We start from the raw sequence: 19,612 nt of genomic DNA, 5'->3' as shown, positions 1-19,612 counted from the left end.
CCGCGTCCGGATGGGCGTTATGCCCACTGCTGCTGAAGGAGTTTCTGTGGTTTATTGATCGCTTTACGCGCAATCCAGTAGAGCAGAACACGCTCATCGTCACTATCACGATCGGCCATCGACAGCAGTTTTAATGCCAGCGTCGATTTGGTCACAGGCTGTTGTTCTGTACTGAGTTCAATCACCGCCTGACCGATGATGCAGCAAACTTCATCCTCACTGGTGCTGGATTCATATGTCCGGTCTTTCATATTTCCTCCTGATAAGTGAACTCTTAGCCTGGCAAATAATCTGTAAACCTGCTCACAGAATCATCTGATTGAAACATTATCTTACGGCTAATTACGCTTAATCATTAAACTGCCGTTTAGCTTACTTTTGACGCGACGTTGCCAACCCCTCCCGATGCCATTCATACCGCCTGAATGGCATTTCATTCCCCGATCCGTTCCGTTCATGCCTTTACTGCTCACGCGCGCGAATCACTGCTTTATTCTGACCGCAGTTTCCAGATTCCCGGATGGGAGAGAAAAATTATGAACCAGACTCAACAGGCTTCTTACCAGCGTGCTCGCTGGCTTACATTGTTCGGAACGGTAATCACTCAGTTCGCGCTGGGGTCAGTCTACACGTGGAGTTTGTTCAACGGCCAGCTGTCACAGAAGCTGGATGCGACGGTCAGTCAGGTCGCTTTTTCGTTTGGTCTGCTGAGTCTGGGGCTGGCTATTGCCTCCTCGCTGGCCGGTAAATTACAGGAACGTTTTGGCGTACGCCGCGTCACTATCGGGGCGGGTGTGCTGATGGCGCTGGGTTTCTGGCTTACCGCGCATGCTAATAACCTGATGATGCTCTATTTCAGCGCCGGGCTGCTGGTGGGCCTGGCCGATGGCGCAGGTTACCTGATGACGCTCTCAAACTGCGTGAAGTGGTTTCCGGAGCGCAAAGGGATGATCTCTGCCTGTGCGATTGGCGCTTACGGTCTTGGCAGTCTGGGATTCAAATTTATCTGCGGGGCGTTGCTGGCAACGGTGGGTCTGGAGCAGACCTTTATGATCTGGGGCGTGCTCGCGATGTCGATGATTATCCTCGGTGCACTGCTGATGCGTGATGCCCCCCTTCAGGATACCGGGAGCAGCACGAATGGTCAGCAACATGCGCGGGATTACACGCTGGCACAGTCGGTGCGTCTGCCACAGTACTGGATGCTGGCGCTGATGTTCCTGACAGCCTGCATGAGCGGTCTCTATGTGATAGGCGTTGCCAAAGATATCGGCGAAGGGCTGGTGCATCTGACTACGCAGACTGCTGCCAGTGCGGTAACGGTGATTGCGATTGCCAACCTGAGTGGCCGTCTGGTGCTGGGCATACTGTCTGACAAAATGATGCGCATCCGGGTTATTTCACTGGCGCAAATCGTGTCACTGATCGGGATGAGCGTGCTGCTGTTTACCCGAATGAATGAGATCACCTTCTTCCTGTCACTCGCCTGTGTAGCCTTCAGCTTTGGCGGTACCATCACGGTATTCCCGTCGCTGGTCAGTGACTTTTTCGGCCTCAACAACCTGACAAAAAACTATGGTCTGCTCTATCTCGGATTTGGTATCGGAAGCGTGCTGGGCTCACTGGTCGCCTCGCTGTTTGGCGGGTTCACCGTCACCTTCAGCCTGATTATGACGCTGCTGGTCATCTCCCTGTTCCTGTCACTCACCATCCGCTTGCCACAGAGTTCTGTTACAGCAACACCTGTATTGCAACGTCATTAACCATCACGACGGGCCGCGCCAGAGCGGCCCGTTCACGTTTAGCCGCGGAATCGCGGCTCTGCCATGCCCGCCACCGAGACGTCCACCGCAAAGATATCGCCTGACTGCGGATAGCGCGCCAGCTCCTCTTCGGTGCGATCTTCCCGTGAACTGGTAATAAACAGCGTTTTAAGATCGGCACCACCAAAGGCCACCATGGTTGGCCACTTCACCGGCAGCAGGATCTCATCGACGATTTCGCTGCTCCGGGGATCGATGCGTACTACGCGTCCGCCATCAAACTGTGCGGACCAGTAAAATCCTTCGCTATCCACTGCGGCACCATCCGGCAATCCACCTTTCGCGTCGAAACGGCGGAACAGGGTGCGTTCGCCCGGTTCGCCCTGCGCGTTTAATGGATAGCGATAGAGCGCTTCATTCGGCGTGTCACTGTGATACATCCAGCGCCGGTCGGGAGAGAAGGCCAGCCCGTTGGAAATTTTAATGTCACGCGCTTTGACCTCCAGCTTCAGGTCAGGCGTCACACGGCACAGCAGCCCGCCATTTTTGTCCTGCGGTTCCCACAGGCTGCCGCACCAGAAATTCCCCCAGGGATCAACGCGGCCATCATTAAATCGGCTTTGCGCAGCCTCACCGGGATTCTCTGCGATCTTTTTCTCTGGCTTACCCTGCGCATCCAGCAGCCAGACACCGCCACGTAATGCTGCTATCAGACCGCCCTGCTCACGCAGACCGATGCATCCCACCTCTTCCGCCTGCGGGAAGGTTTGCAGTTCACCGCTGACCGGATCAAAACGGTGAATGGCGGGTGCCAGAATATCGACACAGTACAGCACCTGTTCTTCCACTGACCAGAGCGGGCATTCGCCCAGTTCAGCCTGTAAAGCCAGAATATTTTTAACGTCATGCGCCATGTTTCTCTCCCATTGAACTGACATGCTAATAATGTAGTTGTAAAAACTTTCAAATGAGAATTATTTTCGCTTGATTTTGAGACTATTCTCTTTGATAGTATTTACTATTCAGTTCATTCTTATTTCTTTATTATTCTCCGCTGCAAAACGCAGCACTCTGAAATATTCCGTCATACCTTCTTAAATAACTCTACAAAGCCTGCATCTTCACTCCACTTTTCCAGCGTAGTGTCATAGTCATTGGAAAAGAGGAGAAGCTTCCGATGAAGAGATTAATTAAAGTCGCTTCGGTGGTTGCGCTGATGACCTTATTAAGTGGTTGTATCATCAGCCCCAGACACGACAATGGCTGGCACCGCGGGGGTGGCGGCGGATATCATGGAGGCTACTATGGAGGTTATCACGGTGGGTATCATGGCGGTCACCATCGCCGCTAACGGGCAAAGATGTCACACAGCATAAAATAAAAGCATTAAACTTTAAGGGCGGGATAATTATCCCGCCCGTTTTATTTAGCTTTTCACAGCATAATTACACTGGAACCACGCTTTCTGCAGTCCCGGAATATGACTCTCCTGCGCAGGTAACGCCTCGACTTTATCAAAGCCTTTATTACTGCAGTAATTCGCCAGATCAATATTCATTGCATCACGATTGACCTTTACCGGGTCAAAACGGTACTGCACGGTATTTGAGCCTGGATCTTCATCTACACGTTCAAACGCCCCGGGTTTGCTGGCAGTACATCCACTCAACAAAATCAGCGCCAGTGCGCCGGTTATTAGTTTTTTCATTTAGTTATCCTCACGTTGCCGCGCAGTTTATGACGCAGCATGCCGCGCATCCATAGGATTAATGCGCGAAAGTTCAAAACTTGAGAAGCTTTTACCGATTAATGTAATACGATTAAACGGCTATCACTATCATGCACGGCGTGACAAGATGCATTCAGACAAAACGAAGACTGCACCACACCAGGAAATGCCAAAAATAAAAATCTGTTCCTCTCTTCCCTGCCCGCGCTTAGCGGGCTTTTTTTCGCCCGCTATTCCGCTGCTCCGCTGCCGCTTACTGGCCAGTCAGTGCAATCATTCTACGTAACAGGTTAGCGGCGCGCTTGTCAGGTAATGCCAGAATCGCACTGTAGAGATCAATCGACATGGCACACAGCGATGAGCGATCAACCGCCGTGTCGGCAGGCATATTCAGCTGCTGCAGCTTATCCCCCCACTGCTGATAAAGCCGGGCGACAATCTTTTGCAGATCATCCTGCGCCAGCGCCTTATCCAGTGGCTGATCGGGCAATGGACTGTTCAGCAGCAGCTGCTCCATGGCATCCGCCTCTTTGCGATTCAGTGACGGCGGCAGCGTGGTCAGCAGATTGATGCCGCCACTCACCTGCGGATAGAGATAACGGAAGCAGAGGCCCGGATCGATTTGGTTCAGCGCCCGCATCTCTTCAACTGAGACGCTGATATAGTTGACCACCGCCGCGTCAGTTCCGCGCATCAGCCGCTGATTAATCACCTCAATCAGCCAGCCACGTAGCTCGCCCGTCGCCTTCTCAGCTGGCTCCCCCGCACGGATGCGCCGGGTCAGCTCCTGGGTCAGCAATAGCCATAACGCCGGTTCCTGAGTCTGCAGCACCCGATAACCGGGCATCTTTGCCAGTTGATTTACCGCCTGCTCACGCTGACTGGCCTGCAACTGATGCGGCGCAACCCAGCTGAACCAGAGCAGATTCGCCAGTATCAGGGGCAGCAGAAAGATGATCAGCCCCTGCCACAAACGCAGCCGGGTGGTTTTGATCAGCACAATAACAATCAGCGCCAGCAACGCAAACGCGGCCAGCGTAATAAAAAGCAGAGCATTCATGCGGCGGGATTAATCCTTACGCACATCGATCAGCACAGGACAGTGAGCGCGCTCAATAACCGATGCGCTGACCGAGCCTTTTAACAGCCGATTCAAAGAGGAGAGATGGCGACGTCCCATGATAATCATGCTGGCCTTAAGCTGTTGCGACTGGGCAACGATAGTATCTGCCGCGTCACCCGCCAGAATCATGCCCCGCGCATTAATGCCCGCGCGCAGTAACGGAGCCAGTGCATGGCGCACCACCATTTCTGCCGTATTCTGCTCATCCTGCGCGGCCACAAAATCGGCCGGATCTTCACCCGCATCGATTTCCATTGGCTGATTACAGGAGGAGTAAGCGGGATCGACGCAGCACAGCACGACCACCTCGGCGCGATGCGCCAGCGCTTCTTCAATGGTTAAGGCGACCACTTTTTCCGCTACCGGAGAGTGATCAATGGCCATCAGCAGGGTTTTCATCGAATGCTTATCCTTCTATCGCGGCGACTTTGCCGATTTCACGCACCAGTGCCTCTTTACACTTCAGCATCTCGTCACGAAAACAGGCTTCGTGTCGCAGAAAACGTGCAGAGGGCACCAGCAAAGAGACAGAAAAGCGACCAAACAGCGTATCCAGCGCAAACGCCATGGTAGAGATACCTTCCAGCGTTTCACCGCGATCCACGGCGATACCGGTTTCGCGCACTTCCCTGATAAGTTGCAGCAACTGAGGCAGCGTTTTCACCGTCATATCGGTTAACTCCTGCCAGGCGTCGCCAACGATCGTCCGTACATCTTTTTCACACTCCAGCGCCAGCAACGCCCGTCCACCGGAGGTGCTGTAGAGCGGCAGATTGAGTCCCATATGCGGAACCACCCGAAGCTCACGCGACGCCACCACGTGGTGAATAATCGCCAGCTGACTGCCGCTGGCGCGCGCCAGCGAGACGGTTTCATTGGTGTCGGAAGAGAGTTTTTCCAGCAGCGGACTGACCAGATCAACCACATCGGTATGTACGCTGGAGATCAGTTTTAACAGCGCCGGCCCCAGACGCAATCCGCCCGCCCCGCTGCTGCGCACCAGCTCTGCGCTGTCGAGCGCGGCAACAATACGCTGCACCGTTGAGCGCGGCAGTTCGACCGCCTGAGCGATCTCACCGAGGCTCATGCCGCCGGGCTGTTCGCCAAGCGCATTAAGAATTTTTGCCGCACGGGCGATGACCTGTATACCGCCCGTTTTTTCATCCTCGCGGCTGGAGGGTTGATGTGCCATAGCGTCGTCCTGTTTGAGCTGCCTTACTGTAGCGCGAATGCCGCACTTTTTACAGCCTGTACCACATTGCAATACAGTATACCGGGATGTAATATTACGACCTGTATCACATCGCAGTACACTGCATCATAATAACGAGATCGCCTGCAATGAACGCTAAGCCTGCCGCCGCGCCGGCCCCTCATCCTTTTACACTGCGACTGGCACTCGGATTAGTCGGCGTGCTCATCGCCGCCCTGACCTCCGGGCTGAACGATCGCGTCAGTGATATCGCGCTGGCCGATATCCGTGCCGCGATCGGCATCAGTTACGATCAGGGTAGCTGGATTATCTCTGGTTATCAGGCGGCAGAAGTAGCCGCCATGATGATTGCGCCCTGGTTTGCCGTCACCCTGTCGCTGCGGCGTTTTACGTTAGGCGTGTCGGCGGGATTTATGCTGACCGGCATTCTGCTGCCGCTGGTGCGGGATCCGACGCTGTTTATCAGCCTGCGCGTATTGCAGGGCCTGTTTGGCGGCGCCTTACCGCCAATGCTGATGACGGTCGCCCTGCGCTTTCTGCCGCCGCCCTTTAAACTTTTTGGCCTGGCGGGCTATGCCCTGACCGCGACGTTTGGCCCCAATATGGCGGCCTCGCTGGCCTCGTTGTGGACCGATCACGTCAGCTGGATGATGGTGTTCTGGCAGGTCGTGCCGTTGATGCTGATCGCTATGCTGCTGACAGGATGGGGATTGCCCCAGGATCCGCTGCGACCGGAACGCTTTCAGCAGATCGATCTGTTCGGCATGGTGACCGGCTGCAGTGGTGTTGCGCTGCTGATTCTGGTGCTGACCCAGGGTGAGCGCCTCGACTGGCTGAACTCGCCACTGATTACCGGTATGTTGCTCACCGCGCTGCCGCTGCTGCTGGTTTTCCTGATTAATGAGTGGTTTCACCCGCTGCCGCTGTTTAAATTGCAGATGCTCCGCCGGCCAAATCTGGCGCATGGCTTGCTGGGGCTGGCCTGCGTGCTCATCCTTGGGCTTTCTGGCTCCGCGCTGCCTTCGGCCTATTTTGCTCAGGTCAGCGGCTTTCGCACCCTTGAGTTTGCCCCGCTGGCGCTGGCGGTGGGCCTGCCGCAGCTGCTGATCGCACCGCTGATTGCGGCCCTGCTGAATATCCGCTGGATCGACTGCCGCTGGATGCTGACGGCGGGCGTCGGCCTGCTGGTGACCTCCTGTCTGCTGGGCACACAGATCACCAGTGACTGGGCGAGACAGAATTTCTGGCTGCTGCAGATCCTGCAGGCGTTCGGACAACCGATGATCATTTTGCCGATACTGATGAGCGCCACCAGCGTTGTGGCCCCGCCAGAAGGCCCGTTTGCCTCGGCGATGTTTAATACGGTGCGCGGCTTTTCCAGCATCGCTGCCTCTACGCTGGTTGAGGTTTTCCTTTCGCATCGTGAGCAGTTTCACTCCAGTGTGCTGATTAATCAGGCGGCCAGTCGCAGCTGGCTGATGACAGCGCCGACGGCCAGTCAGGCCAGCAGCAGCTTGCCGCTGTTGCCGGATGGCAGCATCAGCGCTGCCGATAATCTCAGCGGATTCGCTACCCTGGTCAGGCATCAGGCCACGATCCTTGGTCTGAGCGACAGCTGGCTGATGCTGACCGGCTTTGCCGCCTGCCTGTTATTGCTTACCGCCATCCTGCCAAAACGGGTGTGGCCGCCTCAAACTTTGATTCAAAACCCTTCCCGGAATAACTGAATATGCGTGCTTTCGAAATGAAAAGAACCCTGCTGCTGAGTCTGTTGCTGCTGGTGTTACTGGCCATCGCTTTTGTGGTCTGGTCACTGATGACCGGCAACGATCACCGCACCAACGACGCGTACGTCAATGCGGACTACACCCTGGTGGCACCGAAAGTCTCGGGCTACATCAGCCACGTGCAGGTGCAGGATAATCAGCAGGTCAAAGCGGGTCAGCTGCTGGCGACGCTGGACGATCGTGACTATCGTGTGGCGCTGGAAAGTGCGGAGGCTGACCTGCAGGTGAGCCAGGCGAAACTGCTGAGCAGCCAGGCACAGCTGGAGCAGCAGCTGTCGGTGATTGATCAGCAGAAAGCCAGCGTCGCGGCCAGCGAAGCCTCTGCGCAGTATGCCGGTCAGAGCGCCGATCGTTATAACCGCCTCTATAAAAGCGGTACCGTGGCAGCCGACGATCAGCAGAAAGCCAGCTCAAACCAGCGCTCGGCGCTGGCAGCCGTGCATCAGAGTCAGGCCGCGCTGGCGTCAGCAATAAAACAGGTGGGAGTGCTACAGGCGGCGGTGCGTTCAGCAGAAGCAGACGTTGCAGCGGCGAAGGCCAGCGTCGATCAGGCCAGACTGAATCTCTCCTACACCCGCATTACTGCGCCCGTTGACGGCATGGTAGGTCAGCGCTCGGTGCGGACCGGCGCGTACGTATCAGCCGGCACCCGTCTGCTGGCGGTGGTGCCACTGCAGCAAACCTACATAACCGCTAACTATCTTGAGACGCAGTTAAGCGATGTGCGTCCCGGCCAGCGGGCGCGGATCCGGGTGGACGCCCTGCCGGGCGAGACCTTTACCGGTCATGTGGACAGCATCGCACCGGCCACCGGCGCAACTTTTTCGGCGATCTCTCCCGATAACGCCACCGGCAACTACACTAAAGTCGTTCAACGTCTGCCGGTGAAAATTGTGCTGGATGGCGACCAACAGCATCTGGCTCAGTTACGTGTAGGCATGTCGGCGATCCCTGAAATCGAAGTGCCGTAAAATTGTGAGCAATATCTCAGAACGGACCTATTTCATTTGGGGAGGATTACGCGTAAATTAGCGCTCGATCCTGTTCTGAGTTATTCAGATCAACCCGGAAGAGAGCAGACCATGACTGTAAATGGCGATCTCTTTTCCACATCTGTTCGCGTTGCACTGGTTTGGGATCGCCATCATCGTAACCGCTCAGAGGAGTTGCTTTGTGAAATATGCCTTGATGGGAATATCTTTTTTCGCGTTACTTTGGTTCGGAACCTTTGTTCTGCTGCTGAAGTAATGGCGTGACAGTGCCGCCACGGGGCGACCCCTGAGTCGCCCCTGCTGGCTGTCAGCGTTCTTCTTCCATTTTTATGCTGCCTGGCAATATGCCATCGGCACGAAACATTGCTTTAATTCCCCGTACCGCCTGACGAATACGATCGCTGTTCTCTATCAGCGCAAAACGCACGTGCGTGTCGCCATAGTCGCCAAACCCGATACCGGGCGAGACACAGACTTTCGCCTCCTGCAGCAGTCTCTTGGCAAACTCCAGCGACCCCAGATGTGCGTAATGGTCCGGTATTTTTGCCCAGACGTACATTGAGGCTTTCGGGTTATCCACCATCCAGCCCGCTTCATGCAATCCTTTGACCAGCACATCACGGCGACGTTTGTACTGCTCTGCGATGTCGCGTACGCACTGTTGATCCCCTTCCAGCGCCGCAATCGCCGCCACCTGCAGTGGCGTAAAGGTGCCGTAGTCATGATAACTTTTGATTCGCGCCAGCGCGGCGACCAGCTCTTTGTTGCCCACCATGAAACCGATACGCCAGCCCGCCATGTTGTAGCTTTTTGACAGGGTAAAGAATTCGACGGCGACATCACGCGCGCCCGGCACCTGCATAATCGATGGCGCTTTCCAGCCATCGTAGACGATGTCGGCATAGGCCAGATCGTGGATCACCAGCACGTTGTACTGCTTCGCCAGCGCAATCACCCGTTCGAAAAAGTCGAGCTCCACACACTGTGCGGTGGGGTTGGACGGGAAGCCGAGGATCATCATTTTTGGCTTGGGATAGCTCTCGCGGATGGCGCGTTCCAGCTCATTGAAGAAGTCGACACCCGCCACCAGCGGCACCGAGCGTACCTGCGCCCCGGCAATCACCGCACCGTAGATATGGATCGGATAGCTGGGATTGGGCACCAGCACGGTATCACCGTGATCCAGCGTCGCCAGCATCAGGTGCGCCAGCCCCTCTTTGGAACCGATGGTGACAATCGCCTCTGATTCAGGATCGATCTCAACCTGATAGCGATCGGCGTACCAGCGCGAGATCGCCCGGCGCAGGCGCGGAATACCGCGAGAAGTGGAATAACCGTGGGTATCGTCACGCTGCGCCACCTGGCATAACTTTTCGACGATGTGTGGCGGAGTCGGACCATCCGGGTTGCCCATTGAAAAGTCGATGATATCTTCGCCGCGCCGACGCGCAGCCATCTTCAGTTCAGCGGTGATGTTGAAAACGTAAGGGGGTAAACGTTCGATACGCGAGAAACGACGGGGTGTGCTGTTATCAGCCATGATGTCCTCTGGATTACGTAAGCGCCCGGACCGTCCGAGCGACGCGGGTCACTGTGGTGACCCGTTACGAACATAACGTGGCGAGGATCATTTTGTCGAGGGTGGCGGAAAATATTTTTATTTTTGCGGATTCAGCCGCCCCAGCAGCCAATCGTTCACCCAGCAGCCGTTCAGCAGATAATTATCCCGTAGCGTGCCCTCCAGCTGAAAGCCGTTTTTCTCCAGAATACGGCGTGACGCCCAGTTCCCTTCAATCACCATCGCTTTGAGTTTGTGGAAATCGGCTTCAAGCAAAAACTGACACAGCGCCGCCAGGGCTTCGCTGCCATATCCCTGCCCACAGTGGCGATGCAGCAGCATATAGCCCACCTCCGCCTGACGGTATGGCTCCCATTCGGGGCTGCAGCCAAACAGGCCAATCGGCTCACCGTTGTCACGACGTCGCGCAACCAGGCAGAGCATATGAAAACTGCTCGCCTGCCAGGGGGCCAGACGCTCGGTGAAGCGCTGGCGGATATCCGCTTCATCGGGGACTTCGCTCACCCAGGTCATGGTGTCGCGATCTTCATGGACGGCACGAAACAGTTGCCAGTCTTCTGGCTGTAATTTACTCAGGGTTAATCTGGCGGTGACAAGTTGCATCTGCTGCTCCCGATGGGCGCGGTTTTCCAGCGGTCACTGGCGCACCTCATCGCGCAACATAGCAAAACACCACCTTAGCGACCAGCCTCTGCAGGGCGAAAAAACTGTTCCCCTTTAATGCACTCAACCTTTCCTCTTTTTGCAGATATGCCGTAAAAATTGATCTGAAACACTAACTCCCGCCGTGATTGATCGGGACGCTAGCGGTTCGCGATCACATTTTTTATCATAGAGGCACTTTCCATTGCCGACGAGTCGCCTGTGTCCTCCCACTTCACGATGTTACTGGCAGTATTTGACCGCGCCGCCCTGATGCTGATCTGCCTGTTCTTCCTGACACGCACCCGCCCGTTTCGTCAGCTGCTGCAAAAAGATGAACACACCCGTGCGGAGAAAGTAGCCGTTACTGCCATCTTTTCCCTGTTTGCGCTGTTCAGTACCTGGTCGGGTGTCGATGTCGATGGTTCACTGCTGAATGTGCGGGTCATCGCCGTGATGGCGGGTGGCATTCTGTTTGGCCCCTGGGTCGGGATCGCCACCGGGGTTATCGCCGGTCTGCACCGTTTTCTGATCGATATTCACGGCGTGACCTCCGTGCCCTGCCTGATTACCAGCATCATTGCCGGTATCGTCGCGGGCGGTATTAATCGCCGGGTACTGAAAGAGCACCGCTGGCGTGCCGGTATCGTCGGCGGCATGCTCTGTGAAGCCCTGACGATGTTGTTGATTGTTGTGTGGGCGCGCCCCACCTCACTCGGGCTGGCGATTGTGTCAGAAATTGCTCTGCCGATGATCCTCGGTGCCTCCAGTATCGGCATCATTGTGCTGCTGGTGCAGAGCGTCGAGGGGGAAAAAGAGGCGATTGCCGCCCGCCAGGCCAAGCTGGCGCTGGAGATCGCCAATAAAACCCTGCCGCTGTTCCGTCAGGTGAACAGCGACTCGCTGCGCAACATCTGTGACATTATCCGACGGGAGATCAAAGCCGATGCGGTGGCGATGACCGATAAAAAACAGATTCTGGCCTACGTCGGCTATGGCGAACATAATTATAAACATGGGGATGATGGCATCAGCCCCACCACGGCGCAGTCGATCGCCAGCGGTAAAATTATCATTAAGAACAACGATGAAGCGCATCGCACCAAAGATATTCACTCCATGATCGTGATCCCGCTGTGGGAGAAAGGCAAAGTCACCGGCACGCTGAAAATCTACTATCGCCGCGCACACCGTATTACCGGCTCGCTGAAGGAGATGGCGATCGGCCTGTCACAAATCATCTCAACCCAGCTTGAAGTGTCGCGTGCCGAGCAACTGCGCGAGATGGCTAATAAAGCGGAACTGCGTGCGCTGCAAAGTAAAATAAATCCCCATTTCCTGTTCAACGCCCTGAATGCTATTTCCTCTTCTATCCGGCTCAATCCCGATACCGCCCGCCAGCTGGTGATCAACCTGTCACGCTATCTGCGCTACAACCTGGAACTGAACGACGATGAGCTAATCGACATCCGTAAAGAGCTGTGGCAGGTGAAAGATTACATCGCCATCGAGCAGGCCCGGTTTGGCGATAAGCTGACGATGATCTATGACGTCGATGAGGATCTCCATTTTCTGCTGCCGAGTCTGCTGATCCAGCCTCTGGTGGAGAATGCCATTGTCCATGGCATCCAGCCCTGTAAAGGCAAAGGCGTGGTGACGCTGAGCGTCCGGGATCTGGGCGATCAGGTGCGGATCTCGGTGCGGGACACCGGTCAGGGCATCAGTGACGAAGTGATAGCACGGGTGGCGCGTAACGAAATGCCCGGTAATAAAATCGGCCTGCTCAATGTGCATCATCGGGTAAAACTTTTGTCGGGTCAGGGATTGAATATCGTGCGGCATCAGCCGGGCACCGAGATTTCCTTTACGCTGAGTAAGAATGGCCAGCGCCTGGCGGAGAATCTGTTATGAAAGCCATTATTGTGGAAGATGAATTCCTGGCGCAGCAGGAGCTGAGCTGGATGATTCAGCATCACAGCAAAATCGAGATTGAAGCCTGTTTTGACGATGGTCTGGACGTGCTGAAGTATCTGCAACAGCATCGGGTTGATGTGATTTTTCTCGATATCAACATCCCCTCACTGGATGGCATGCTGCTGGCACAGAATATCCATCAGTTTGCCCATAAGCCACTGATTGTCTTTATTACCGCGTGGAAAGAGCATGCGGTAGAAGCGTTTGAGCTGGAGGCGTTTGACTACATTCTCAAGCCCTATCAGGAGTCGCGGATTGTCACCATGCTGAACAAGCTCGAAGCCACAGCGCAGGCGCAGCAGGCGGTCAGCCATCTCAGCGCCACGCCCGCGCCGCAGACGGTCAACCTGATCAAAGATGAGCGCATTATCGTCACTGACGTGAATGATATTTACTACGTTGAGGCGCATGAGAAGCTGACCTTTGTTTATACCCGGCGCGAATCCTACGTGATGTCGATGAATATTACCGAGTTCTGTTCACGCCTGCCGGAACAGCAATTTTTCCGCTGCCACCGCTCTTTCTGCGTCAGCCTCAGCAAGATTCGTGAAATCGAGCCGTGGTTTAACAACACCTATCTGCTGAAGCTGCGCGATCTGGAGTTTCAGGTGCCGGTCAGCCGCAGTAAGGTGAAGCAGTTTCGACAGCTGATGCGCCTGTAGCGCAGGAGGGTTAAAGACCTGTTCAGAAAGAGGTGTGGCGAAGCAGGAGAGCAGCAAAAAGTCCGGGGGGATTTCCCGATCCTGCCCCGCTGAAGCAGGCAGATCGGGAAAATCGCTCGCGCGCAAATGGCAGTGCGCGCGAGGTAAAGCAGAATCAGATTTCGCGACCCAGCGTCTGGCGCAGATGCGCGCCCGCGCCCAGCAGGCCAGGCTGGTCGTGCGTAATCATATAAACCGGGATGCTGGCAACATAGTCGCGGAAGCGGCCTTTATCTTCAAACGCCGCACGGAAACCCGACGACTTAAAGAACTCCAGGAAGCGTGGCACGATGCCGCCGGCAATATAGACACCACCAAAGGTGCCAAGATTCAGCGCCAGGTTGCCGCCGAAACGGCCCATGATGACGCAGAACATTGACAGCGCGCGACGGCAGTCGGTGCAGCTGTCATCCAGCGCACGCTGGCTGACATCTTTCGGCTTCAGGTTTTCCGGCACGCGATTATCCACTTTAACAATCGCACGATAGAGGTTAACCAGACCGGCACCTGACAGCACACGTTCCGCTGAAACATGGCCCAGCTCTTCGCGCAGCACTTCCAGGATCTGATCTTCTTCTTCGCTGTTGGCAGCGAAGTCGACATGACCGCCCTCACCTGGCAGGCTGACCCAGCGCTTGTCCACATGCACCAGATGGCTGACGCCTAATCCGGTGCCGGCACCATAAATCGCGATAGGTTTATCTTTGACTGGCTCTGTACCGCCAAACTGAATCACGTTTTCGGCGGTCAGCATCGGGATCGCCATGGATACCGCAGTGAAGTCGTTAATGATTTCCAGGTGTTCAAAACCGATGTTCTCTTTGAGCTTGCGCGTGGAAAACGCCCAGTCATGGTTGGTCATTTCAACCCAGTCATCGGTAATCGGGCAGGCAATGGCAATACAGCCATCTTTAACGTCCTGCTGTTGTTCATCAAGATAGTGGCGGATGACGGCTTCGAGGCTGTCGTATTCTGATGTTGAGAATGTTTTGGCCTGGGTGATGCTGCCGCTTTCCACCTCACACAGGGCGAGGCGTGCGTTAGTACCGCCGACATCGCCGACCAAGGCATAGGTTGTCATTCTTCTGTTGCTCCGCTTGGGGTCTTAAGAGTTGGAGGACACTATAAAATTCTGCCCATAAAACAACAACGCTCACCGGTGCGATTGGTGAGCGTCTTACTCAGGTGTGCTACAGCCTAACCGCGATAGTCCACCCTGCACAGCGGCAACTATCTGAATCTTAGCCGCCGTTGCGTTGATTCAGGCAGGCGGTGACTTTTCGTAGCAGTGGCGGCAAATCCTCTTTCTGCATAACGACTTCAACCAGAGAGAGCCACTTCGGCTCTGAGAGTCGCGCCATCACTTCCTCTAACTGCACCGTTTCACTGATACGCCAGCTCTGCGCCTGGCCCTGCAGGCTAAGGGCGTGCGGTAAGGCCGTCCAGTTCCATTGGGCAATATCATTGTAACGTTGTGTTGCGCCGTGAATCGCCCGTTCAACGGTATAGCCTTCATTATTCAGCAAAAAGAGTATCAGTCGCTGCTGGTCGCGCAGCATCGAACCCAGTTCCTGAATTGTCAGCTGCGCCGAACCGTCCCCGATGATCAGGATAACCCGGCGATCAGGATCGGCAGTCTGCGCGCCAAATGCTGCCGGAAGAGTATAGCCGATTGATCCCCATAATGGCTGAACCACCAGCTGCGCCTGCGAGGGCAATCTTAACGCGGCGGCCCCAAAGGCGGCTGTCCCCTGCTCGGCCAGAATAAGGTCGCCGGGTTGCAGGAATGCCTGCATCGCCTGCCAGAACGCCTGCTGGCTGATCACCGCCGCCGGTTCTGCAGGCTGCGCGGCGGGCGGTGCGGCGGCGGGTTGCCACTGCTGGCCATAGCGTTTAAACAGCGGCAGCAGTTCGCTCAGCGCATCCGCCATCGACAGCGGCGCAAAACGTTCACCGCCCACGCTGGCGCTGGAGGGCTGCAGATCAATCAGTCGCTCAGGGTTAAACTGCTGCGTGAAGCCAGCAGTAATGGTGTCGGTAAATCGCACCCCGACGCAGATCGCCACATCCACCTGCTCGATCTGTTCGCACACCTGACCTGCGCTGGCCTCACCGGCATAGGTACCGACGTAACCCGGCTGCTGTTCATCCAGAACCCCCTTGCCCATCAGCAGGCTGGCACAGGGAATCGCACGCTGTTCACGCAGCGCGGCCAGTGCGGACTGCTGCTGCCAGCGCAGCGCAAGAAAATCGGCCAGCAGTGAAACCCGCTGCGCCGGTGCCAGCAAACGTTCCGCCGCGTCGCTGAAAGCGCGACGCGCAGCGGGCGAAGAGGATTGATGACTGTTCAGGGGCTGCGCGGGTGGCTGCACCTCCATGGCCGCCACGTCGACGGCCAGCGATAAATAGCCGGGACGGCGGGCCTGCAGCGCACAGACGATCACCCGATCAATCTCAGCCGTGGCGTTGTCGGCGGTAAGCTGTGCCGTTGCCGCACTGACTTCTGCGGCCATGCGAATAAAATGCTGGAAATCGCCATCGCCCAGCGAATGATGAACACAATCCCCCTGCAACTGGGCCTGCGTCGCAGGCGCGCCAACGATATGGATCACCGGCAGATACTCGGCATAACTGCCTGCAATGCCATTAATCGCGCTGAGCTCGCCCACACCAAACGTGGTCAATAGCGCTCCTGCGCCGTTGCAGCGTGCATAACCGTCTGCCGCATAGGCTGCGTTAAGCTCATTAGCGCAGCCTACCCAGCTGATGGCCGGATGGGCGATGACGTGGTCAAGAAATTGCAGGTTATAGTCGCCCGGCACGCCAAACAGATGCTTTACACCAATCTCCTGCAGACGGGTCAGCAGGTAATCTCCAACAGTGAACGTGGACATCGCGCATTCCTTTCAGGGAAGAGTCGGGTTAAGTATCTGACAGAGGATGAAATTAGCGAGGCGTGCCGCTATTTTAGCCAGCCGCAATGGCTGGAAAGGCGACGTTACGCTGGCGGAATATTCTGTAAAAATGCGAATTGCAGCGCGCTGTCACTAAGTGTAACCGTATACACTGATAGACTTTTGGCACATATCCCCGTTTTTACCCAGGAGCGCTGAATGTCCCTTTTCCCTCACCCCGATCGCTATCAACAGATGGAATATCGCCGCAGCGGCCGCAGCGGCATTAAACTGCCCGCCATTTCGCTGGGACTGTGGCATAACTTTGGTGACAGTACCCGGGTCGATAACAGCCGTGAGCTGCTGCGTCATGCGTTTGACCTTGGCATCACGCACTTCGACTTAGCCAACAATTACGGTCCCCCCCCTGGCTCAGCCGAAGAGAACTTCGGGCGTATTCTGCGGGAAGATTTTCGTGCCCATCGTGATGAGCTGATCATCTCCACTAAAGCGGGCTATACCATGTGGCAGGGGCCTTATGGGGATTGGGGTTCGCGTAAATATCTGGTCGCCAGTCTGGATCAGAGCCTGAAGCGAATGGGGCTGGAGTATGTGGATATTTTCTATCATCACCGTCCCGATCCGGAAACCCCGCTGGAAGAGACGATGCGCGCGCTGGATCATGTGGTGCGCCAGGGCAAAGCGCTTTACGCTGCCCTTTCAAACTATCCGGCCGATCTCGCCGCCGAAGCGATAGCTATCCTGCGCGATCTAGGCACCCCTTGTCTGATTCACCAGCCGCGCTATTCGATGTTTGAACGCACACCTGAGCAGGGATTGATTCAGACGCTGGGCGATGCGGGCGTCGGCTGTATCGCCTTCTCTCCGCTGGCAGGCGGCGTGCTCACCGATCGCTATCTGCAGGGCATTCCGGAAGATTCGCGCGCGGCCAGCGGCAGCAAGTTCCTGAATGAGAACCAGCTGACGGATGAGAAGATGGAGAAAGTCCGCAAGCTTAATGCTATTGCGCAGCAGCGCGAACAGAAGCTGGCGCAGATGGCGCTGGCGTGGGTGCTGCGCGATGAGCGTGTGACTTCAGTGCTGATCGGGGCCAGCAAAACGGCCCAGATCGATGACGCGGTGGCGATGCTCGCTCGCCGTCAGTTCAGCGATAGCGAGTTAGCTGCGATTGACGCGGCACTACTGTAACGGTTTTAGCGCCCGGCTGACGCCGGGCGTTTTCTGCGCCAGAATAGTCTCAAACCCCTTTCTCTCCCCAATTTCCTCACAATCTTCCGACACAATGATGCGGTAACAACAGCAATACGCAGGCATAATCGCTGCGCCGCAACAGCGTCAGACTGTTGATGAGGAGAAGAAAATGAAAAGAGCCCTTATTTTTGCTGCCCTGCTGGCCCTGTTGTCGCCGCTGGCACACCACACAGCCCAGGCCTCCAGTGCCTCTATTACTCTGGCCCCCGGCGTCACCCTGAATCTTGGCGATCGCGATCGCCGTGGCTATTACTGGGATGGTGGTCGCTGGCGTGAACCGCGCTGGTGGAACGACCGCTATTCTTACAACGAACGCCGCTGGTGGCGACACGAAGAGTGGCGTCGTCAGCAGCAGTGGGAGCGCGAACGCCGCTGGCATGAGCGCGACCGTGAGCGTCGCTGGGAACATCAGTATCGCCGCGATCGTGATCGTGGCTGGGATCATCATGACCGTCGTGGTCCTGACCATCGCGGTCCAGACCATCACGGACACGATCGCCATTAATAAAAACGCCCGGCAGAACCGGGCGTTTTCTTGTTTACCATAACCGCTACAGCCCCAGCGCTTCACCCACCAGCAGGTAAAGATTCAGCGTAATCACCAGCAGCACGATCAGTCGCCCGGTATTCTGCATCAGACGCGAGTTAACCATATCATCGCCCATCAGCTCGCGGTTGCCGGTAAAGGAGAGCAGCGGAATCAACGCCAGCGCAATACCGAAACTCAGCAGCACCTGACTCATCACCAGCACCCTTGTCGGGTCCCAGCCTGCCCAGATGACAATAAAGGAGGGCAGCATGGTGACGGTTCGGCGCACCCACAGGGGAATATGGAAGTGGATAAAGCCCTGCATCACCACCTGCCCCGCCAGCGTACCGACCACCGTTGAAGATAATCCGGCGGCCACCAGGCTCAGACCAAACACCGTCGCCGCTGCCTGACCTAACAGCGGTTGCAACGTCAGATAGGCCTGATCGAGTTCAGCGATTTTACTGTGCCCGCTGAAGTGAAACGCCGCTGCGGCAGTCGCCATCATTGCCAGGTTAACAAATCCGGCGATGGTCATGGCAATCGCCACATCCAGTTTAGTTGAGGAGTACCGCTGACCTTTGCTGTCCTCACTTTTGCCCTGCGTCAGCGCGGAGTGCAGGTAAATCACGTGCGGCATAATGGTCGCACCCAGCACACCCGCCGCCAGGAATACAGCATCCGACGTTGGTAACGCGGGCAGCGCCATACCGATCACCAGCTCTTTGACACTGGGCTGAGAGAAGAAGAGTTCGACGATATAGGCCGCCGCCACAAACAGCAGCAGTCCGCCAATCACCAGCTCCAGCGGCTTTTGCCCACGGCTCTGTAACATCAATATCAGGAACGTGGCGATGCCGGTCAGCACCGCGCCCTGCATCAAAGAAATGCCGAGCAGCAGTTTGAACCCCAGCGCGGCACCGATAAATTCCGCCAGGTCAGTGGCCATGGCGATAATTTCCGCCTGCACCCAGTAAAACCAGACGGCAGGCCGGGGAAAACGATCGCGGATGTGTTCAGCGAGATTTTTGCCGGTAGCGATACCCAGCTTGGCTGACATCAGCTGAATCAGCATGGCCATGATGTTGGCCCATACCACCACCCACAGCAATTTGTAGCCGTAAGCAGCGCCCGCCTGAATGTTGGTCGCAAAGTTGCCCGGATCGATATAGCCGATAGCGGCGATAAAAGCGGGCCCCAGTAGTGCGAGTTTGACTTTTCTGACTCCGCGAGCGGCGCGCTCGGCGGTACGACTTTCAAACATATCCGGTACCCTGTCTGAACATTTGCCTGCCCCAGCAGCTTAGGGGTTAGCAGGTGCAAGTGAAATTCGTTTATTGTTATCGGTGTAATAGATGCTGCTATAAAGTATAGCCATTGCTATACATTACAGTAAAGGATGTGATTGCTAAAA

The 19,612-nt window shown here is 56.0% G+C and carries 19 protein-coding genes; 8 read left to right on the top strand and 11 right to left on the bottom strand.

Going from position 1 to position 19,612, the window contains the following annotated elements; all coding sequences use genetic code 11:
- Positions 1 to 17 precede the first annotated feature (17 nt).
- Complete coding sequence (locus OK412_RS01055) at positions 18 to 251, bottom strand: hypothetical protein (protein WP_010257893.1); 234 nt, start codon at positions 249 to 251, stop codon at positions 18 to 20.
- Positions 252 to 536: 285 nt separating this feature from the next.
- Here OK412_RS01055 and OK412_RS01050 point away from each other — a divergent pair, with 285 nt between their 5' ends.
- Entirely contained in the window at positions 537 to 1,763 is a 1,227-nt protein-coding gene (locus OK412_RS01050) for an OFA family MFS transporter (protein WP_022624176.1), read from the top strand.
- Between the two features lie 38 nt (positions 1,764 to 1,801).
- Here the strand turns inward: OK412_RS01050 and OK412_RS01045 are convergent, their stop codons facing one another.
- The 5 genes from OK412_RS01045 to OK412_RS01025 form a co-directional block, all read right to left on the bottom strand.
- Complete coding sequence (locus tag OK412_RS01045; RefSeq protein ID WP_033788124.1) at positions 1,802 to 2,677, bottom strand: SMP-30/gluconolactonase/LRE family protein; 876 nt, start codon at positions 2,675 to 2,677, stop codon at positions 1,802 to 1,804.
- Positions 2,678 to 3,189: 512 nt separating this feature from the next.
- Positions 3,190 to 3,471 (bottom strand): lipoprotein, encoded by a 282-nt coding sequence (locus tag OK412_RS01040; protein ID WP_033758553.1) that lies wholly within the window; start codon positions 3,469 to 3,471, stop codon positions 3,190 to 3,192.
- A gap of 274 nt (positions 3,472 to 3,745) precedes the next feature.
- Entirely contained in the window at positions 3,746 to 4,552 is an 807-nt protein-coding gene (locus OK412_RS01035) for a hypothetical protein (protein WP_010257881.1), read from the bottom strand.
- Positions 4,553 to 4,561: 9 nt separating this feature from the next.
- Positions 4,562 to 5,014, bottom strand: coding sequence for a universal stress protein (locus OK412_RS01030; protein ID WP_010257878.1), 453 nt, complete (start codon positions 5,012 to 5,014; stop codon positions 4,562 to 4,564).
- A 7-nt stretch (positions 5,015 to 5,021) separates the two neighbouring features.
- Positions 5,022 to 5,807 carry an IclR family transcriptional regulator gene (locus OK412_RS01025; RefSeq protein WP_264352584.1) on the bottom strand — a complete coding sequence of 262 codons (786 nt, stop codon included), beginning with the start codon at positions 5,805 to 5,807 and terminating at the stop codon, positions 5,022 to 5,024.
- 149 nt (positions 5,808 to 5,956) lie between these two features.
- Here OK412_RS01025 and OK412_RS01020 point away from each other — a divergent pair, with 149 nt between their 5' ends.
- The 3 genes from OK412_RS01020 to ypdK all read left to right on the top strand — a co-directional run bounded on the left by OK412_RS01020 (position 5,957) and on the right by ypdK (position 8,863).
- Positions 5,957 to 7,555: an MFS transporter gene (locus OK412_RS01020; RefSeq protein ID WP_033778697.1), complete on the top strand. Its 1,599-nt coding sequence runs from the start codon at positions 5,957 to 5,959 to the stop codon at positions 7,553 to 7,555.
- Between the two features lie 2 nt (positions 7,556 to 7,557).
- Complete coding sequence (locus OK412_RS01015) at positions 7,558 to 8,586, top strand: HlyD family secretion protein (RefSeq protein WP_264352583.1); 1,029 nt, start codon at positions 7,558 to 7,560, stop codon at positions 8,584 to 8,586.
- Between the two features lie 202 nt (positions 8,587 to 8,788).
- The gene (gene ypdK / locus OK412_RS01010) at positions 8,789 to 8,863 is read left to right on the top strand and encodes a membrane protein YpdK (RefSeq protein WP_099257831.1); all 75 of its coding nucleotides are present in this window, start codon (positions 8,789 to 8,791) and stop codon (positions 8,861 to 8,863) included.
- A 51-nt stretch (positions 8,864 to 8,914) separates the two neighbouring features.
- Here ypdK and alaC read toward each other — a convergent pair whose 3' ends face one another.
- Positions 8,915 to 10,147 carry an alanine transaminase gene (gene alaC, locus OK412_RS01005; RefSeq protein ID WP_052272202.1) on the bottom strand — a complete coding sequence of 411 codons (1,233 nt, stop codon included), beginning with the start codon at positions 10,145 to 10,147 and terminating at the stop codon, positions 8,915 to 8,917.
- A gap of 117 nt (positions 10,148 to 10,264) precedes the next feature.
- A complete protein-coding gene (locus OK412_RS01000; RefSeq protein ID WP_031590544.1) occupies positions 10,265 to 10,789 on the bottom strand; it encodes a GNAT family N-acetyltransferase in 525 nt (174 codons plus the stop codon).
- A 279-nt stretch (positions 10,790 to 11,068) separates the two neighbouring features.
- Between OK412_RS01000 and OK412_RS00995 the strand changes: the two genes are divergently transcribed.
- Positions 11,069 to 12,739, top strand: coding sequence for a sensor histidine kinase (locus OK412_RS00995; protein ID WP_010257859.1), 1,671 nt, complete (start codon positions 11,069 to 11,071; stop codon positions 12,737 to 12,739).
- Positions 12,736 to 13,464, top strand: a complete 729-nt coding sequence (locus OK412_RS00990) for a LytR/AlgR family response regulator transcription factor (RefSeq protein ID WP_033769736.1) — start codon at positions 12,736 to 12,738, stop codon at positions 13,462 to 13,464. The genes OK412_RS00995 and OK412_RS00990 overlap by 4 nt, the downstream gene beginning before the upstream one ends.
- 154 nt (positions 13,465 to 13,618) lie before the next feature.
- Here OK412_RS00990 and glk read toward each other — a convergent pair whose 3' ends face one another.
- Together glk and ipdC are read right to left on the bottom strand one after the other, a co-directional pair.
- Positions 13,619 to 14,584, bottom strand: a complete 966-nt coding sequence (glk, locus tag OK412_RS00985) for a glucokinase (protein WP_010257856.1) — start codon at positions 14,582 to 14,584, stop codon at positions 13,619 to 13,621.
- A 160-nt stretch (positions 14,585 to 14,744) separates the two neighbouring features.
- Entirely contained in the window at positions 14,745 to 16,397 is a 1,653-nt protein-coding gene (ipdC, locus tag OK412_RS00980; RefSeq protein ID WP_264352582.1) for an indolepyruvate decarboxylase, read from the bottom strand.
- Positions 16,398 to 16,616: 219 nt separating this feature from the next.
- Between ipdC and mgrA the strand changes: the two genes are divergently transcribed.
- On the top strand, positions 16,617 to 17,606 hold the full coding sequence (gene mgrA, locus OK412_RS00975; protein ID WP_010257851.1) for an L-glyceraldehyde 3-phosphate reductase: 990 nt from the start codon (positions 16,617 to 16,619) through the stop codon (positions 17,604 to 17,606).
- Positions 17,607 to 17,778: 172 nt separating this feature from the next.
- Positions 17,779 to 18,174 (top strand): DUF2502 domain-containing protein, encoded by a 396-nt coding sequence (locus tag OK412_RS00970; RefSeq protein ID WP_010257849.1) that lies wholly within the window; start codon positions 17,779 to 17,781, stop codon positions 18,172 to 18,174.
- 46 nt (positions 18,175 to 18,220) lie between these two features.
- On the opposite strand, the gene OK412_RS00965 is transcribed toward OK412_RS00970, so the two are convergent.
- Positions 18,221 to 19,462, bottom strand: coding sequence for an Nramp family divalent metal transporter (locus tag OK412_RS00965; protein WP_010257845.1), 1,242 nt, complete (start codon positions 19,460 to 19,462; stop codon positions 18,221 to 18,223).
- Between the last annotated feature and the right edge of the window lie 150 nt (positions 19,463 to 19,612).

Origin of the sequence: Pantoea sp. JV6 (assembly GCF_025910055.1) — a bacterium.
In the GTDB taxonomy this organism is placed as follows: Bacteria; Pseudomonadota; Gammaproteobacteria; order Enterobacterales; family Enterobacteriaceae; genus Pantoea; species Pantoea agglomerans.
Note: the sequence above shows the minus strand (reverse complement) of the source record. Positions and strands in the feature narration are given on the sequence as shown.

Excerpts from the sequence above, each read along its gene's own strand:
- OK412_RS01055 (WP_010257893.1), bottom strand. The coding sequence starts at position 251 with ATGAAAGACCGGACATATGAATCCAGCACCAGTGAGGATGAAGTTTGC.
- OK412_RS01050 (WP_022624176.1), top strand. The coding sequence starts at position 537 with ATGAACCAGACTCAACAGGCTTCTTACCAGCGTGCTCGCTGGCTTACA.
- OK412_RS01045 (WP_033788124.1), bottom strand. The coding sequence starts at position 2,677 with ATGGCGCATGACGTTAAAAATATTCTGGCTTTACAGGCTGAACTGGGC.
- OK412_RS01040 (WP_033758553.1), bottom strand. The coding sequence starts at position 3,471 with ATGAAAAAACTAATAACCGGCGCACTGGCGCTGATTTTGTTGAGTGGA.
- OK412_RS01035 (WP_010257881.1), bottom strand. The coding sequence starts at position 4,552 with ATGAATGCTCTGCTTTTTATTACGCTGGCCGCGTTTGCGTTGCTGGCG.
- OK412_RS01030 (WP_010257878.1), bottom strand. The coding sequence starts at position 5,014 with ATGAAAACCCTGCTGATGGCCATTGATCACTCTCCGGTAGCGGAAAAA.
- OK412_RS01025 (WP_264352584.1), bottom strand. The coding sequence starts at position 5,807 with ATGGCACATCAACCCTCCAGCCGCGAGGATGAAAAAACGGGCGGTATA.
- OK412_RS01020 (WP_033778697.1), top strand. The coding sequence starts at position 5,957 with ATGAACGCTAAGCCTGCCGCCGCGCCGGCCCCTCATCCTTTTACACTG.
- OK412_RS01015 (WP_264352583.1), top strand. The coding sequence starts at position 7,558 with ATGCGTGCTTTCGAAATGAAAAGAACCCTGCTGCTGAGTCTGTTGCTG.
- alaC (WP_052272202.1), bottom strand. The coding sequence starts at position 10,147 with ATGGCTGATAACAGCACACCCCGTCGTTTCTCGCGTATCGAACGTTTA.
- OK412_RS01000 (WP_031590544.1), bottom strand. The coding sequence starts at position 10,789 with ATGCAACTTGTCACCGCCAGATTAACCCTGAGTAAATTACAGCCAGAA.
- OK412_RS00995 (WP_010257859.1), top strand. The coding sequence starts at position 11,069 with ATGTTACTGGCAGTATTTGACCGCGCCGCCCTGATGCTGATCTGCCTG.
- OK412_RS00990 (WP_033769736.1), top strand. The coding sequence starts at position 12,736 with ATGAAAGCCATTATTGTGGAAGATGAATTCCTGGCGCAGCAGGAGCTG.
- glk (WP_010257856.1), bottom strand. The coding sequence starts at position 14,584 with ATGACAACCTATGCCTTGGTCGGCGATGTCGGCGGTACTAACGCACGC.
- ipdC (WP_264352582.1), bottom strand. The coding sequence starts at position 16,397 with ATGTCCACGTTCACTGTTGGAGATTACCTGCTGACCCGTCTGCAGGAG.
- mgrA (WP_010257851.1), top strand. The coding sequence starts at position 16,617 with ATGTCCCTTTTCCCTCACCCCGATCGCTATCAACAGATGGAATATCGC.
- OK412_RS00970 (WP_010257849.1), top strand. The coding sequence starts at position 17,779 with ATGAAAAGAGCCCTTATTTTTGCTGCCCTGCTGGCCCTGTTGTCGCCG.
- OK412_RS00965 (WP_010257845.1), bottom strand. The coding sequence starts at position 19,462 with ATGTTTGAAAGTCGTACCGCCGAGCGCGCCGCTCGCGGAGTCAGAAAA.